Here is a 12,602-nt window from a genome sequence, read left to right on the forward strand (position 1 = left end):
GTTTAAATAGAATTGAATGGAGCATTATTTTAGTAGGCATTAAAAAAGACGTTCCTTGGTTTAGGAACGCCAATCTCTAAACTATAAAACTTGTATAATTCCAAATAAAAACTTAGTTTTCTTCGCCCTCTTCATCAGGGACAGGTGTTGGATAGATTTCTTTCTTGATATAGATCTTCTCGATCGCCCCCTCTGTTCCCTCATCTTCCACAGCGGAAATCGTTACATCTGAGAACCCGCCGATCAAATAAAACGTCACAAGGTCTTCGAAGGGATTCGAGCCTTTTTTCAATTCTTTAATATCGAACCCGAGGCTTGCGAGTAACATGCGATTATCTTCTGGGTATTGCAGCCCTTCTGGATAGTACGTTATCTCTTTTGCGATATTCTCTTCAAACGTTACTTCTCCATTTTCAAACGTCATGACCATTGCGTCTTCTGTATTGTTTTCAAGTTCTTTATCTAATTTGTTCGTAAATTCTTCTCGAGATAGCCCGAGTAAACCTGGAACATCGATGATTTGTTCGATCGAATCGATATCAAAATCGACCTCTTCTTCGAGCTTCGCTTCTTCCGCTTTTTCCTCAGCAGGTACTTCTTCTTCATGCTTAGGGACTTCTTGCTCGACGTCTCCATCCTTTTTACCTGAGACTTCTTCAGATGAATCCATAAATCCAGGGACTCCCCAAACGAGCAAATAAAGAATGACCCAAAAGCCTGCATATAACGCAGCTCGTTTCCTCGTAACTGAACCGATGAACGGCTTAATAATATTGATTGTCATAAACAGAAAGGCAAGTATTACGATGATTTTCAAAACGTCCATATCATTCTCCTCCTCCCTTAACTATAGTGTGAGCATCGATCGTAGACAACTGTTTTATTGAATTTTCACATGAAAAAGAGGGATACAAGAAAAATTATCCAACTACTTAGTAATGGACCTAAGAAGGAGGGTTTCGTTCATGACAACAGACCGTTTTGAGCACGCACCAGTAAAGAAATATGATGATGCGCGCGTAGAGATCATAACTGCAGATCTTCTACTATGTAGCGGAAGTTATCCAGTAAGTAATATCATAAAAAAAGTTTCGAACTCTCGCTTTAGTCATGTGGGACTATTATTCAGATGGATGGATCGCGTCATGATGATGGAAAGCGTGGAAAGTTACGGTGTACGCATCATCCCTCTTTCTCACTATATACAAGACTATAAAAATACTGGCGCACCATACAAGGGAGATCTCTATCTCGCGAGACATAGTGGTGTAAAGCATTTAACGAATCAAAAGACGGAAGCGATGCTGAAACGGGGAGCGGACTTATCAGGGAAACGTTACGATCATGAAGAAATACTGAAGATACTCGCAAGTGTCGTGATGGGCGACTTACGCTCGATTCCTAATGATCGCTATATTTGTTCAGAGTTTATCCATGAGTGCTACAAGCAGGCTGGTCTTATTTTTCCTGATGATGGACGTGGATTTATTTACCCTAAGCATATCGCTCAAGCACCAGACGTTCAGCCTCTCTATCGATTACGTTTTTAATGCGCCTATTTCTCTTCTAACTTGTACACTTCGTCCAATCGCATAAAATTGGAAATAATATACTATTATTAATGCACAGTTAATGGAGGGATTAGGTTGAAACGAATCATCATAGACCCTGGACATGGGGGGTCTGACTCAGGTGCAACGTATAAGGGGTTTTTTGAGAAAACGTATAACCTATCGATCGCTCTACTCGTCAAAGCTACGCTCGAATCAAGATATGAAGTAGATATCATTTTAACGAGGACAGCGGATCAAACGGTTTCGCTAAAACAGAGAACTGATTTTGCGAATGCAAGGAATGCTGATTTTTATCTTAGTATCCACAACAACGCAGCTGGAGGACGAGGTTTTGAAAGCTTCATCTACAACAGAACCGTCCCTGCGGAAACCGTTCGAATCCAGAATGTTATTCATGATACCATCGCTTCTACTATTCTCAATAAATATAAAATCCCGAACAGAGGAAAGAAACGCGCGAACTTCCATGTGTTACGCGAAACAAAAATGAATGCCCTGTTACTTGAAGTCTTGTTTGTAGACAATGACACAGACCTGAACCTATTAAACAATTCAATTTTTATAAAAGATGTGTCTACAGCGATTGCAGAAGGTACTGCTAAAGCATTGAACCTACCCAAAAAGACGCCGCCACCTTCAGGAACGCTCTACAAAGTCATTGCCGGATCATTCACAGAAAGAGAAAATGCTGAAGAAAGAGCAGCATTCTTAGCTACCAAAGGTTTCGATTCATTCATCACATCACTCGTTATCAAGGGAACCACTTACTTCCGCGTTCAAGTCGGTGCCTTTTCTGAGAAATCGAATGCAGAAGATCTCGTTGCGAAATTGAAGACGATCGGGATCGAATCGTTCATCTATACAGAAGGTACAGTCGAACCACCGCCTCCCGAGCCAGAACCTGACAAAGGGTATCCGATCGCTGGTAACAGCGAACTAGCTGCAGCACATATGAACAATTATGCTAGGTCGGTAAACCCAGAAGCCCCATTACTCGCCGCTTATTATCTCGTACACAGTAAACGCTATGGTATTCGAGGAGATATCGCATTCGCTCAAGCTCTACATGAAACGAACTTCTTCCGCTTCACAGGAGATGTGACGCCAGAACAAAACAACTATGCAGGGATAGGCGCTACAGGTGGAGGAGCAAAAGGAGCTTCGTTCGATACACCTTCCGACGGCGTACTCGCACACATCCAACACCTTTATGCATACAGCTCAAAAGATCCGATTCCAGCTGGCGAAAAACTAGTAGACCCTCGCTTCTCATTAGTACAACGAGGATCTGCTACAACGTGGCAAGCATTGAATGGGAAATGGGCGGTGCCAGGCACCACTTATGGTGAAATGATCCTAACGCTATACAAGAAAATGGTTCAATCGTCGATCACAGACATGGAGACGGCGATCGAGAAACTGAATAAAGTTCTTAAAGATATCATTATCTAAACGTTCGGTTTGATCCGAACGTTTTTTTAGTCCCACGCAAAACGCTGTTCTTTCCATGGATCACCATACATATGATAGCCATTCCGCTCCCAAAATCCTTGCTCATTCTCAGATTGAAAGCGGATGCCTCTAATCCACTTCGCGCTTTTCCAGAAGTAGAGATGCGGAATCACTGCTCGCAGAGGATACCCATGCTCAGGCGTCAGCCGCTCACCGTTATGCGAATGAGCGAGTAAACTCGTTTCATGCAAAAAGTCCTCGATCGGAAGGTTCGTCGTCCACCCTTCTTCTGCAATGAGCATGACGAACTTCGCTTCTTCTTTCACACCCACGTGTTCTGCGAGTACACGTGTCGAAACGCCTGTCCAGCGATTATCAAACTTCGACCATCCTGTTACACAGTGGATATCATTCTGTTTTTCCACTCCCTGAAGCTTGAGCACCTCTTCGAACGATAGCACAGTCGGTCGCTCGACTAACCCTTTGATTTCTAAACTCCAGTTCGATAAGTCATCGTTGTAGTAAGGAACATTTCCAACGTGAAGAACGGGCCACCCTGACGTTACCTTCTGATTCGGCGGTACTCGACCTTCGTTCTGCTCTTTTTCCTTCCCAAAGTACATTTTTCACCCTCCCTATCCTCAGCATTTCCAACTATTTCTATCATAACAAAAACACAGGGAATTCCTCCCCTGTGTTTAAACATTAAAAGATCATGACCGCAATCCATCCGAATAGGATAAGCGGAATATTGTAGTGTAGAAACGTTGGAACGACCGTGTCCCAGATGTGATTGTGCTGACCATCCGCATTTAGTCCGGATGTTGGTCCGAGCGTACTATCTGATGCTGGCGATCCAGCGTCTCCTAGCGCTGCTGCTGTTCCTACGAGTGCGATGGTTGCCATCGGACTGAATCCTAGTTCCATGGCGAGCGGCACATAGATCGCAGCGATGATTGGAATCGTTGAGAATGATGAGCCGATTCCCATCGTGATGAACAATCCGACGATCAGCATCAATAGCGCAGCAAGAGCTTTGTTATCACCGATAACGCCAGACACCTGCGTGACGAGCTGGTCCACTTCGCCTGTTTGTCTTAGTACTTCAGCAAATCCATTCGCAGCTAGCATCACAAATCCGATGAATGCCATCATCTTCATTCCGTCTGTTAACACTTCTTCTGATTCGTTCAAACGGATGCTTCCTGTCACATATAAGACGATGATACCTGCGAGCGCACCGAGGATCATCGACTCAGTCGGAAGTTGAACTGCTAGTGTGACAACAACCGAGAGTAGAGCGAACGTAATGGAGCGTTTTGAATACGTACGTTTCTTCTGTGGTTCTTGCGAGATCGATAGCTGCTTATACGTTCTAGACTTGCGATACGTAATAAACACAGCGATGAATAGTCCCACTACAAGCCCAGCAGTCGGTAGCAGCATAGCGGTTGGAATAGAAGAGAGTTCGATGTCCATGCCACTATCAGCCATATTAGACTGTAGGATTCCGTGGAAGATCTTCCCGAATCCAGCTGGTAGTAAAATATAAGGCGCAGTCAACCCGAACGTAAGAACAGAGGCTACAGCTCTTCGGTCAACGCCTAGTTCATTCAGCACCTGTAAAATCGGTGGAATTAAAATTGGAATAAATGCAATATGCACGGGTACAAGGTTTTGAGAGAAACAAGAAATCAATAAGATAATGAACAAGATAAGTACTTTTGCAAGTCCCTTCCTTCGATCTCCACCTTGTCGGTTGACGACTTTCAAAGCCTTCTCAACCATGAGTTCCGGTAATCCCGTTCTCGATAATCCTACTGCAAAGCTCCCTAGTAATGCATAGCTCAAGGCAACTGTTGCTCCTCCCCCGAGTCCAGAGGTGAATGCGGCAACCGTGTCATCGAGTGACATACCGCCTAACAGGCCACCTACGATTGCACCGATAACGAGAGCGACAACAACATGTATACGAAAAAGGCTAAGCCCTAGCATGATGAGTACGGCTATAATAACAGCGTTCATTGATGTAACAACCTTTCATAACTTTTACTTTAGTTTGGTAAATCACTAATAAGTTAACACGAAAGAGGATGTGTGTCAAACTCAATTTACTTGCTCGATAAGTAAGTAGGGCAACAAGGATTGTTGATCAACTTTTTCAACTGAGCGTGCCTCGGAATGTGGTATAATAGACTGACAATTTTCAATGTGAGCGATGATGTTACAAACATCGATGTCCCAATGGAAAGGCATATAGGGAGTAAGGTAATCCTTAGCAGATTGCATCATCAACCTTGTTCCTTTACTATTTCCATAGCTATCGTGGTAATGAGCTACTGATAGGTGCAATAAGCCTTTCACGAACGTGTTCGATCGATCTGTTAACCAGATTTCTTCTAAGAGATCGTGACATACATAAAACTCTTGTTCATTGAACGCCACAAGAAAATCATAAAACTCTTGGGGATACGGGTACTTCACCTTGAGGTCACCCCCTTACATGTGATTGAGTTGAAATGACTTCGGGTAAATCATACGTAAGATGAGAAAGGAAGATGTTTCACCAATGGAGATCTTATTTAATTTCCCACTTTGGGCAGCACTATTCGGTGTTTTTTTCGCTCAGTTCTTAAAAGTACCGATCTATTTTATTGCAACAAAACAAATCGATTGGTCGTTGATGAATTCAACGGGAGGCATGCCAAGCTCTCACTCGGCGGCAACAACAGCTCTCGCTACAGGTGTAGCATTTGAAACCGGACTTGATTCTCCAGTGTTTGCCGTCGCTGCGATGTTTAGTATCATCGTGATGTTCGACTCGACTGGTGTTAGAAGACAAACCGGAGAGCAAGCGATCGTGCTCAATCAGCTCGTACTCGATTTCAACAAATTCATTGAAGAAGCCAAAAGCTGGCCTCAGAAACAAGAGGGCGAGAAAGTAGAAGAACTGAAAGAGCTTCTTGGTCATAAACCGATCGAAGTATTGGTCGGCGGACTTCTAGGTATCGTCGCAACAATCATTCTTTATTTCTTATTCAAAATCGGCTCATAAGGAGGACCTATGCGAATCGTTTCAATATGCCCAAGCAATACAGAACTCTGTGCGTACCTTGACTTAACTTCTCAACTTGTTGGTGTTGATGACTTCTCGGATTGGCCAGAATCGATTCAAGAACTTCCTAGGCTTGGTCCTGACCTTTCGATCGATATGGAAAAAGTTCAAGCGTTAGAGCCAGATCTCATTCTCGCTTCCTTAAGCGTACCGGGAATGGAGAAAAATATTGAAGCGCTCGAAGCGTTAAACTTGAATTACACTGTCCTGAACCCCAACTCGTTAGACGATATATGCAACGATCTCGTAACGCTCGGAGAATTAACGAATAAACGAGAAGAGGCAGTTGCATTGACAGATCGCATACAGCACATGATCGAAGAATATAAAGAAATCAGTGCCTCGATCGAACATAAGCCAGAAATCTACTGGGAATGGTGGCCAAAACCGATCTTCACGCCTGGGAAAACCAACTGGCTGACTGAAATCAGCGAACTAGCTGGTGCAAGAAACATTTTCAGAGACGTAGAGCTCGCATCCGTACAAACGGATTGGGAAGATGTACTTCGTCGGAAGCCAGACCACATCTGTCTCGCCTGGGTAGGCGTACACCAGAAGAAGGTCAACCCAGTCGTAGTCAAAAAGCGGGAAGGTTGGGATGAGCTCGGTGAAACGCCGATCCACATCCTTGAAGAGTGGCTTTATTGTCGGCCATCACCACGGTTACTTACAGGGTTAGTAAAACTTGCCTCCATTCTACATCCTGATCACTATCCTGCTTACGACGGAAAAGACCCATTCCTTTCATAGATAGCACAAACGACGGAGATCATGATCTCCGTCGTTTTTAATCACTTGTTTTATTCAATAACTGTTGTCTGAATACCTGCATCGATTCATCTTCATTCAAAGACTGCAGCACTTCTTCTGTTAGTGAACCGTCCCCTTTTTTGATAACATACACTTCGATCGTCTTCTTGCCCCACTCATCGTATACATCCTGAACGGTATCGTAATAAAGGTCGATTCGGTTTCCTGTTATCGCACTTCCCGTATCTGCCACAACACCATATCCATAGCCTGGTATGAACAAGATCGTTCCGATTGGAAATGTATCTGGGTCTGCTGCGATCGTGGAGTAGAGATCTCTCGTCACTTTAACACCAGAATACGTAATCCCGTATGCAGGATGATCTGGTTTCTTTCCGGTAGATTCTACACCTGCTGTATATCCAGTTGCTGTTACGGTATGAACAGGAAACTGTGACCAATCTTGTGAATTATCAAGCGTTTGCGGCTTTTCTTCTGTTGTAAGTACTTTTTGATCCGGAAAGAACCAGTTGGTCAAATCGTTCAACGGTACCCCGGAAAGTAGTAAATATGTTGAAATAAGGGCTGCTAAAACTAGACTTGTGAAAAACAAGCCCTTTGTCATCACGATCAAAACTCGCACTTGCTTCACTCCTCTCATGGTCTATTCATGTCCAGAGAAAAGCAAAGCTATTCAGAAACCCACACGAAAAAAAGCTTCTGCCAGTGGCTGGCGAAGCTTTTCTAGAACATTTGATATCCTCTGACACGAAGCATACGAATTGCGATACCCGCAAAAATCGCTCCAACTAAGCCAGAAAGTAATATAACTGTATCTGCACTCCCTAAAGATATCAAGTCAGATCCAAGCGCTCGCAATGAGGTGCCTGGTTGAGAAAAATAATTAAAAAACGGAACATTATCAACGATCATGATTACGATAATCGGATATGCGACTGCCATGATCCACGTTGAACGCAACAGCATATTGAGCAAGAATCCGATTCCAAAAAACAATACGATAAAGAGCAGCATCGAGATGATTAGCTGTGGAATTGCCATCCTTTCACCTCCATTTAATCAATGTTAGTTTACTGGATTGCGCCCTTTTAGTCAATGAACACAGCGTGAACAAAAAAACTAAGCGCGATTGGCGCTTAGTTTGTTGGATTTTGCTTTGCTCCACTACCTCCACAGTTATCGCACGTTTCCGATCCTCCAAGAAGTAGTTGAAAATACCCCTTCCCCTGGCAGTAAGGACAATCTGTTGCCTTTACTTTTCTTTGCTGTCTTCTCAAATCAACCACTCCTTTTCTTAATTTTCTGATAATATAACAAGAATGATTGAAAAAGAAAAACCTCAAATATGACCAAATACGTCCATGTAAGCGAATACAACCTTTATTATCAGAATATTCCGTCTGTAATCTAACAGTTTTTACGGATTATGAAATAACTTATAAGTGGTGTAGCCAAACTGATTTCCTGGGTTCATTTCAGTTTTGAATTCGTCCTTGTCGCCTAAGAAATATGGAATCATTGAAGATGTATCTGGGTCTCGAAGAAGCTCATCTTTCGTAAGAAAGCACGCTTTTTCGATCTCTCCCTCTTCTGCTTTCAAGTCTCCTCCAGATTTTTTCATATAAAACACGACTAAGTTGTCGCTTATTGCGTTTTTGATGACGCCAGTCCTGATTCCTGCAATCCTAACCGGTTCAGCCACGATCCCGGTTTCTTCATGAATTTCGCGAATCGCCGCTTCATCGACCGTCTCGCCTTCATCAACAAACCCAGCTGGAAACGACCACTTTCCTTTTAGACCACCATATTTCTTTTTCACAACTAAATATTTTCCATTCTCTTCAACGATGCCCGCGGCACCTAACCAGACGTTTCCTCTCTTAGTCAAGCAATCATTCCCCCCGGTATATTCTCAACAGTGCGTTCATAAGCTTTACTATAGCCCCTATCCTTATTATAGAAAAGCAAGGCTTAAATCTAAGCCTTTGCTTTTCCTTATGTACGCTTAAAAAAGAAGGCAAAGACATCGCGTCTTTGCCCTCTTAGCTCATTCATTTTTTAGAATAACTTAAGTTTACCTTTTTTCCATACAAGCCCTGGTCCGCCAAGCATGAATAGGTAACGGTTATCGATTACCTTTTTCATAGCGGAAGCCGTTGAACCGTATAGCTTCTTGTTACCAACTTTACCGATCGCTTCGCCTTTACCAAGAGAAGCAACTGTACCTTTGATATCAGGTACAAATCCTTCTGTTTCTTTCCCTCTTACAAGGTTAAGGATGTTCTTGGATACTGCACCAGCAGCTTGAATCGCAATCTGAGCAGTTGGTGGGAATGGGCGGTCGATTTCTTCGTTGATAATAAGTGCACAGTCACCAACAACAAATACGTTATCGTAGTCTGGCGTACGCTGATCTTTACGAACAGGTACACGGCCACGGTTTGTTTCGAAACCAGAATCCGCTACGATGGAGTTACCTTGAACACCACCTGTCCATACGACAGTTGCTGCTTTCACTTCTTCATCTTCACCAAGAATAACGCCGTCTTCCATCACTTCTTTGATCATTGTGTTCGTACGGAACTCAACGCCTTTACGCTCAAGAAGGTTCATGGCGTATTCTACTAGTTCTTCATCGAAGCCAGGAAGTACTGTTGGAGAAGCTTCAACGTTAATGATTCTTACACGATCGCGGTCGATATCGAACTCTTTACAAAGTTCAGGAACGCGCTCTGCTAGTTCACCAACGAATTCGATTCCAGTAAATCCAGCTCCGCCGACGATGATCGTTAGAAGGTCGTCACGACGTTCAGGTTCATTGTTGTAGCTAGCGAATTGATATTCGATGTGCTCACGGATCTTACGAACGGAGTTAACGCTACGGATGCTAAACGCATTTTCTTTCAAGCCTTTGATACCGAATGTTGCTGGTTCAAATCCAAGAGAAAGGACGAGGTAGTCGTATTCAAGCTCGCCGTTTTCGAGAATAACGCGCTTCTCATCTGGCTTAACTTCTACAACAGTGTCTTGTACAAATTTGATTTTGTTTGTATCGATCACATCTTCGATCATGATACGTGTTTTGTCATGATGCATTGTTCCCGCTGCTGGTTCATGAAGCCATGTTGTTTGGTAGTGATAGTCATGCTTGTTTACAAGCGTAACTTCCACTTCATTGGTTCCCATTTCCTTTTGAAGGCGAACCGCTGTCATCATTCCACCGTAACCTGCACCTAGGATTGCGATTTTTGGCCTACTCACTTGTATCACATCCACCTTTTTACCGAAATTTTTTGGACATTACAGATTGGATTCCTGTTCTGACCATTCGTGAAACGTCAATAAACGTTATGATTATGGATATTATCCCTCAATGTTCAAATTTTAATAGAAAAGAATCAGAGAGATTGTTAAAGATTTCACGTTCTAGATCGAAAAAAATGCTATTCTAGCACGCATATTGTCATAAATACTTCAATTCTGACGCTCAATTTTAATCATATTCTTTTTTATTTTGTTTTTCAACCCTTATAATAAAACTTCTAGGTGTGTTTTCATGATTGGGGTTTAGTTCCGTTTTTATTACGATTATAATAATGAAAGGTTCATTAATTTATGAGGGGGACTGACAATGACTGACCAACAAAAGGTTTATGATATTACCATAATTGGTGGCGGTCCAGTTGGACTATTCACTGCCTTTTACGGTGGAATGCGTCAGCTAGACGTTAAGATAATAGAAAGTATGCCTCAGCTTGGAGGGCAGCTATCGGCTCTCTATCCTGAAAAATATATATACGATGTCGCTGGCTTTCCGAAAGTGTTGGCTCAAGATCTCGTTGATAACTTGATCGAACAAGCTGACCAATTCAATCCAGATGTTGTGCTTGAGGAATCTGTTGAAGAAGTGAAACAGATGGAAGATGGTACACTCTACCTTCGCTCGAATACTGGAGCAGAGCACTACACGCGTGCCGCTATCATTACAGCAGGCGTAGGTGCGTTCCAACCTCGCCGCCTGAAGGTTGAAGGCGCAGATCAATATGAAGGAAAAAACCTTCACTACTTCGTGAACGACTTAACGAAATTTGCTGGCCAAAAAGTGCTAGTGGCAGGCGGCGGAGATTCAGCAGTCGACTGGGCGAACATGCTCGAGCCGATTGCAGAAGAAGTGACGCTCATACACCGTCGAGACAAGTTTAGAGCACATGAGCATAGTGTCGAACAGTTGATGAACTCTTCTGTTAACATTCAAACGCCATACAACATCAGCGAATTTATCGGTGATGGCGAGCGTATCAATCAAGTTGTTCTGAAACATGCTAAAGAAGACGAAGCGATCACAAAAGACGTTGATGCTGTCATCGTGAACTATGGTTTCATCTCTTCTCTTGGCCCTATTAAGGAATGGGGACTCGATATCGAGAAGAACTCCATCGTTGTAAACTCTAAGATGGAAACGAACATCCCAGGAATTTACGCCGCTGGTGACGTCGCTACATACGAAGGTAAGGTAAAACTTATCGCTTCTGGATTTGGCGAAGCACCTACAGCTGTAAATAACGCAAAATCGTATATGGATCCGGATGCCAAAGTACAGCCGATGCACAGTACGAGCTTGTTCGATAAGAAAAAATAAAGGAGGCATCTTGATGGTCAAACTACTCTTTATCATCGTAATGGCCGCAGGTCTCGGCTACTCCTTGTTCCAAAGCTTGAAACATACACCTAAACCAGACTGGAAATCTGTTCGACACCACCTTTTCCACTCTTCTCATTAAACATACGAAAACCCCGTGCGATGGCACGGGGTTTCAATATGTATAATGTTTTACCAGCCAAGCCCTACTTTTGTTGATAAGAGTGATTCACCTGACTCATGATGTAACGATATTTCATAACGACCAGGTCGGTTCGAATAATCTAACGTGCGTCTCTTAAACTCCACATTTGCACGATAGCGAATATCGATACTTTGTGTTTCTAAATGACCTGAATTCTCCTCACGTATCTTTAACAAGAACAACATGATCCCCCCAAATTCATTACATAATACATTAAGTTTATCATCCTGAGAGATAGGGAGATATGCGTAAAAGTTTACATAGTGCCCAGGATTTACCTTTTGTCGTGGCTGTTTGTTCGTTGAACGTGGTTGGAAGAGTTTTGTAGGAGTTGCTTTTGTAATTGAAAGCGCAGCGAGTGGGTTTTACGCGATTTCAGGTTGGATTGAAGGCCTTAGTGAGGGTGATATCCGCGATTTTAATGGGATATCCGCGAAATTTAGATTTTATCCGCGAAACTGGACCGGATATCCGCGAAATATGAAATATTTCCGCGGAAATGAGATTTTATCCGCGAAACAGAATTTTCTGCTGTGACTGCTGGGGTACGATTCACTGTTTATTGTCCACTTTTCCTTTTTATTAGCTAAAATCATAATTTATTGTCCAAAAATCAATTTTATTAGCCAAACCAACTCGCAATAATAGACCACCCACCCCATATATCAGCGCAATTTGAATTTTATCAGCGATATTCCCTCTTTTATCAGCGCAAATCCAACTATATCAGCGAAACCCCTACTTTTATCAGCGATTCCGCAATTATATCAGCGAACCAAAACGCACCTCCTCCTTCCCACCCTATACCACCACCCCAGCACAATCTTATGATTACACCTCCCTACC

The 12,602-nt window shown here is 42.9% G+C and carries 16 protein-coding genes; 6 read left to right on the top strand and 10 right to left on the bottom strand.

Annotated features, from left to right (window positions below; genetic code table 11):
• Positions 1 to 112: 112 nt before the first annotated feature.
• Entirely contained in the window at positions 113 to 826 is a 714-nt protein-coding gene (locus PFZ69_RS04665; protein WP_270179847.1) for a hypothetical protein, read from the bottom strand.
• Positions 827 to 965: 139 nt separating this feature from the next.
• Between PFZ69_RS04665 and PFZ69_RS04670 the strand changes: the two genes are divergently transcribed.
• Together PFZ69_RS04670 and PFZ69_RS04675 are read left to right on the top strand one after the other, a co-directional pair.
• Positions 966 to 1,550: a YiiX/YebB-like N1pC/P60 family cysteine hydrolase gene (locus tag PFZ69_RS04670; protein WP_270179848.1), complete on the top strand. Its 585-nt coding sequence runs from the start codon at positions 966 to 968 to the stop codon at positions 1,548 to 1,550.
• Positions 1,551 to 1,646: 96 nt separating this feature from the next.
• Positions 1,647 to 3,026, top strand: coding sequence for an N-acetylmuramoyl-L-alanine amidase (locus PFZ69_RS04675; RefSeq protein WP_270179849.1), 1,380 nt, complete (start codon positions 1,647 to 1,649; stop codon positions 3,024 to 3,026).
• A 26-nt stretch (positions 3,027 to 3,052) separates the two neighbouring features.
• On the opposite strand, the gene PFZ69_RS04680 is transcribed toward PFZ69_RS04675, so the two are convergent.
• From PFZ69_RS04680 to PFZ69_RS04690, 3 genes are all read right to left on the bottom strand, one after another.
• A complete protein-coding gene (locus PFZ69_RS04680) occupies positions 3,053 to 3,649 on the bottom strand; it encodes a sulfite oxidase-like oxidoreductase (RefSeq protein WP_270179850.1) in 597 nt (198 codons plus the stop codon).
• An 82-nt stretch (positions 3,650 to 3,731) separates the two neighbouring features.
• Positions 3,732 to 5,051, bottom strand: coding sequence for a Na+/H+ antiporter family protein (locus PFZ69_RS04685; RefSeq protein WP_270179851.1), 1,320 nt, complete (start codon positions 5,049 to 5,051; stop codon positions 3,732 to 3,734).
• Between the two features lie 81 nt (positions 5,052 to 5,132).
• Positions 5,133 to 5,510, bottom strand: a complete 378-nt coding sequence (locus PFZ69_RS04690) for a DUF309 domain-containing protein (RefSeq protein ID WP_270179852.1) — start codon at positions 5,508 to 5,510, stop codon at positions 5,133 to 5,135.
• 85 nt (positions 5,511 to 5,595) lie between these two features.
• Here PFZ69_RS04690 and PFZ69_RS04695 point away from each other — a divergent pair, with 85 nt between their 5' ends.
• Together PFZ69_RS04695 and PFZ69_RS04700 are read left to right on the top strand one after the other, a co-directional pair.
• Complete coding sequence (locus PFZ69_RS04695; protein ID WP_270179853.1) at positions 5,596 to 6,081, top strand: divergent PAP2 family protein; 486 nt, start codon at positions 5,596 to 5,598, stop codon at positions 6,079 to 6,081.
• 9 nt (positions 6,082 to 6,090) lie between these two features.
• On the top strand, positions 6,091 to 6,891 hold the full coding sequence (locus PFZ69_RS04700; protein ID WP_270179854.1) for a cobalamin-binding protein: 801 nt from the start codon (positions 6,091 to 6,093) through the stop codon (positions 6,889 to 6,891).
• Positions 6,892 to 6,928: 37 nt separating this feature from the next.
• Here the strand turns inward: PFZ69_RS04700 and PFZ69_RS04705 are convergent, their stop codons facing one another.
• The 5 genes from PFZ69_RS04705 to PFZ69_RS04725 form a co-directional block, all read right to left on the bottom strand.
• On the bottom strand, positions 6,929 to 7,534 hold the full coding sequence (locus tag PFZ69_RS04705) for a 3D domain-containing protein (RefSeq protein WP_442865094.1): 606 nt from the start codon (positions 7,532 to 7,534) through the stop codon (positions 6,929 to 6,931).
• Positions 7,535 to 7,635: 101 nt separating this feature from the next.
• A complete protein-coding gene (locus tag PFZ69_RS04710; RefSeq protein ID WP_270179855.1) occupies positions 7,636 to 7,953 on the bottom strand; it encodes a YuiB family protein in 318 nt (105 codons plus the stop codon).
• A gap of 95 nt (positions 7,954 to 8,048) precedes the next feature.
• A complete protein-coding gene (locus PFZ69_RS04715) occupies positions 8,049 to 8,189 on the bottom strand; it encodes a YuiA family protein (protein WP_270179856.1) in 141 nt (46 codons plus the stop codon).
• Positions 8,190 to 8,329: 140 nt separating this feature from the next.
• Positions 8,330 to 8,800: an NUDIX domain-containing protein gene (locus PFZ69_RS04720; protein WP_270179857.1), complete on the bottom strand. Its 471-nt coding sequence runs from the start codon at positions 8,798 to 8,800 to the stop codon at positions 8,330 to 8,332.
• A 170-nt stretch (positions 8,801 to 8,970) separates the two neighbouring features.
• On the bottom strand, positions 8,971 to 10,173 hold the full coding sequence (locus PFZ69_RS04725; protein ID WP_270179858.1) for an NAD(P)/FAD-dependent oxidoreductase: 1,203 nt from the start codon (positions 10,171 to 10,173) through the stop codon (positions 8,971 to 8,973).
• A gap of 370 nt (positions 10,174 to 10,543) precedes the next feature.
• Between PFZ69_RS04725 and PFZ69_RS04730 the strand changes: the two genes are divergently transcribed.
• Together PFZ69_RS04730 and PFZ69_RS04735 are read left to right on the top strand one after the other, a co-directional pair.
• Positions 10,544 to 11,551, top strand: a complete 1,008-nt coding sequence (locus PFZ69_RS04730; protein WP_270179859.1) for an NAD(P)/FAD-dependent oxidoreductase — start codon at positions 10,544 to 10,546, stop codon at positions 11,549 to 11,551.
• Between the two features lie 13 nt (positions 11,552 to 11,564).
• Positions 11,565 to 11,693, top strand: coding sequence for a hypothetical protein (locus PFZ69_RS04735; RefSeq protein ID WP_270179860.1), 129 nt, complete (start codon positions 11,565 to 11,567; stop codon positions 11,691 to 11,693).
• Positions 11,694 to 11,743: 50 nt separating this feature from the next.
• Here the strand turns inward: PFZ69_RS04735 and PFZ69_RS04740 are convergent, their stop codons facing one another.
• Positions 11,744 to 11,941: a hypothetical protein gene (locus PFZ69_RS04740; protein ID WP_270179861.1), complete on the bottom strand. Its 198-nt coding sequence runs from the start codon at positions 11,939 to 11,941 to the stop codon at positions 11,744 to 11,746.
• Positions 11,942 to 12,602 lie beyond the last annotated feature (661 nt).

Origin of the sequence: Alkalihalobacillus sp. CinArs1 (assembly GCF_947387515.1) — a bacterium.
GTDB lineage: Bacteria > Bacillota > Bacilli > Bacillales > Guptibacillaceae > Guptibacillus.

Bases quoted from the DNA above. Each gene is read 5' to 3' on its own strand.
- PFZ69_RS04740 (WP_270179861.1), bottom strand. From the start codon at position 11,941: ATGTTGTTCTTGTTAAAGATACGTGAGGAGAATTCAGGTCATTTAGAA.
- PFZ69_RS04730 (WP_270179859.1), top strand. From the start codon at position 10,544: ATGACTGACCAACAAAAGGTTTATGATATTACCATAATTGGTGGCGGT.
- PFZ69_RS04700 (WP_270179854.1), top strand. From the start codon at position 6,091: ATGCGAATCGTTTCAATATGCCCAAGCAATACAGAACTCTGTGCGTAC.
- PFZ69_RS04735 (WP_270179860.1), top strand. From the start codon at position 11,565: ATGGTCAAACTACTCTTTATCATCGTAATGGCCGCAGGTCTCGGCTAC.
- PFZ69_RS04685 (WP_270179851.1), bottom strand. From the start codon at position 5,051: ATGAACGCTGTTATTATAGCCGTACTCATCATGCTAGGGCTTAGCCTT.
- PFZ69_RS04670 (WP_270179848.1), top strand. From the start codon at position 966: ATGACAACAGACCGTTTTGAGCACGCACCAGTAAAGAAATATGATGAT.
- PFZ69_RS04665 (WP_270179847.1), bottom strand. From the start codon at position 826: ATGGACGTTTTGAAAATCATCGTAATACTTGCCTTTCTGTTTATGACA.
- PFZ69_RS04680 (WP_270179850.1), bottom strand. From the start codon at position 3,649: ATGTACTTTGGGAAGGAAAAAGAGCAGAACGAAGGTCGAGTACCGCCG.
- PFZ69_RS04695 (WP_270179853.1), top strand. From the start codon at position 5,596: ATGGAGATCTTATTTAATTTCCCACTTTGGGCAGCACTATTCGGTGTT.
- PFZ69_RS04710 (WP_270179855.1), bottom strand. From the start codon at position 7,953: ATGGCAATTCCACAGCTAATCATCTCGATGCTGCTCTTTATCGTATTG.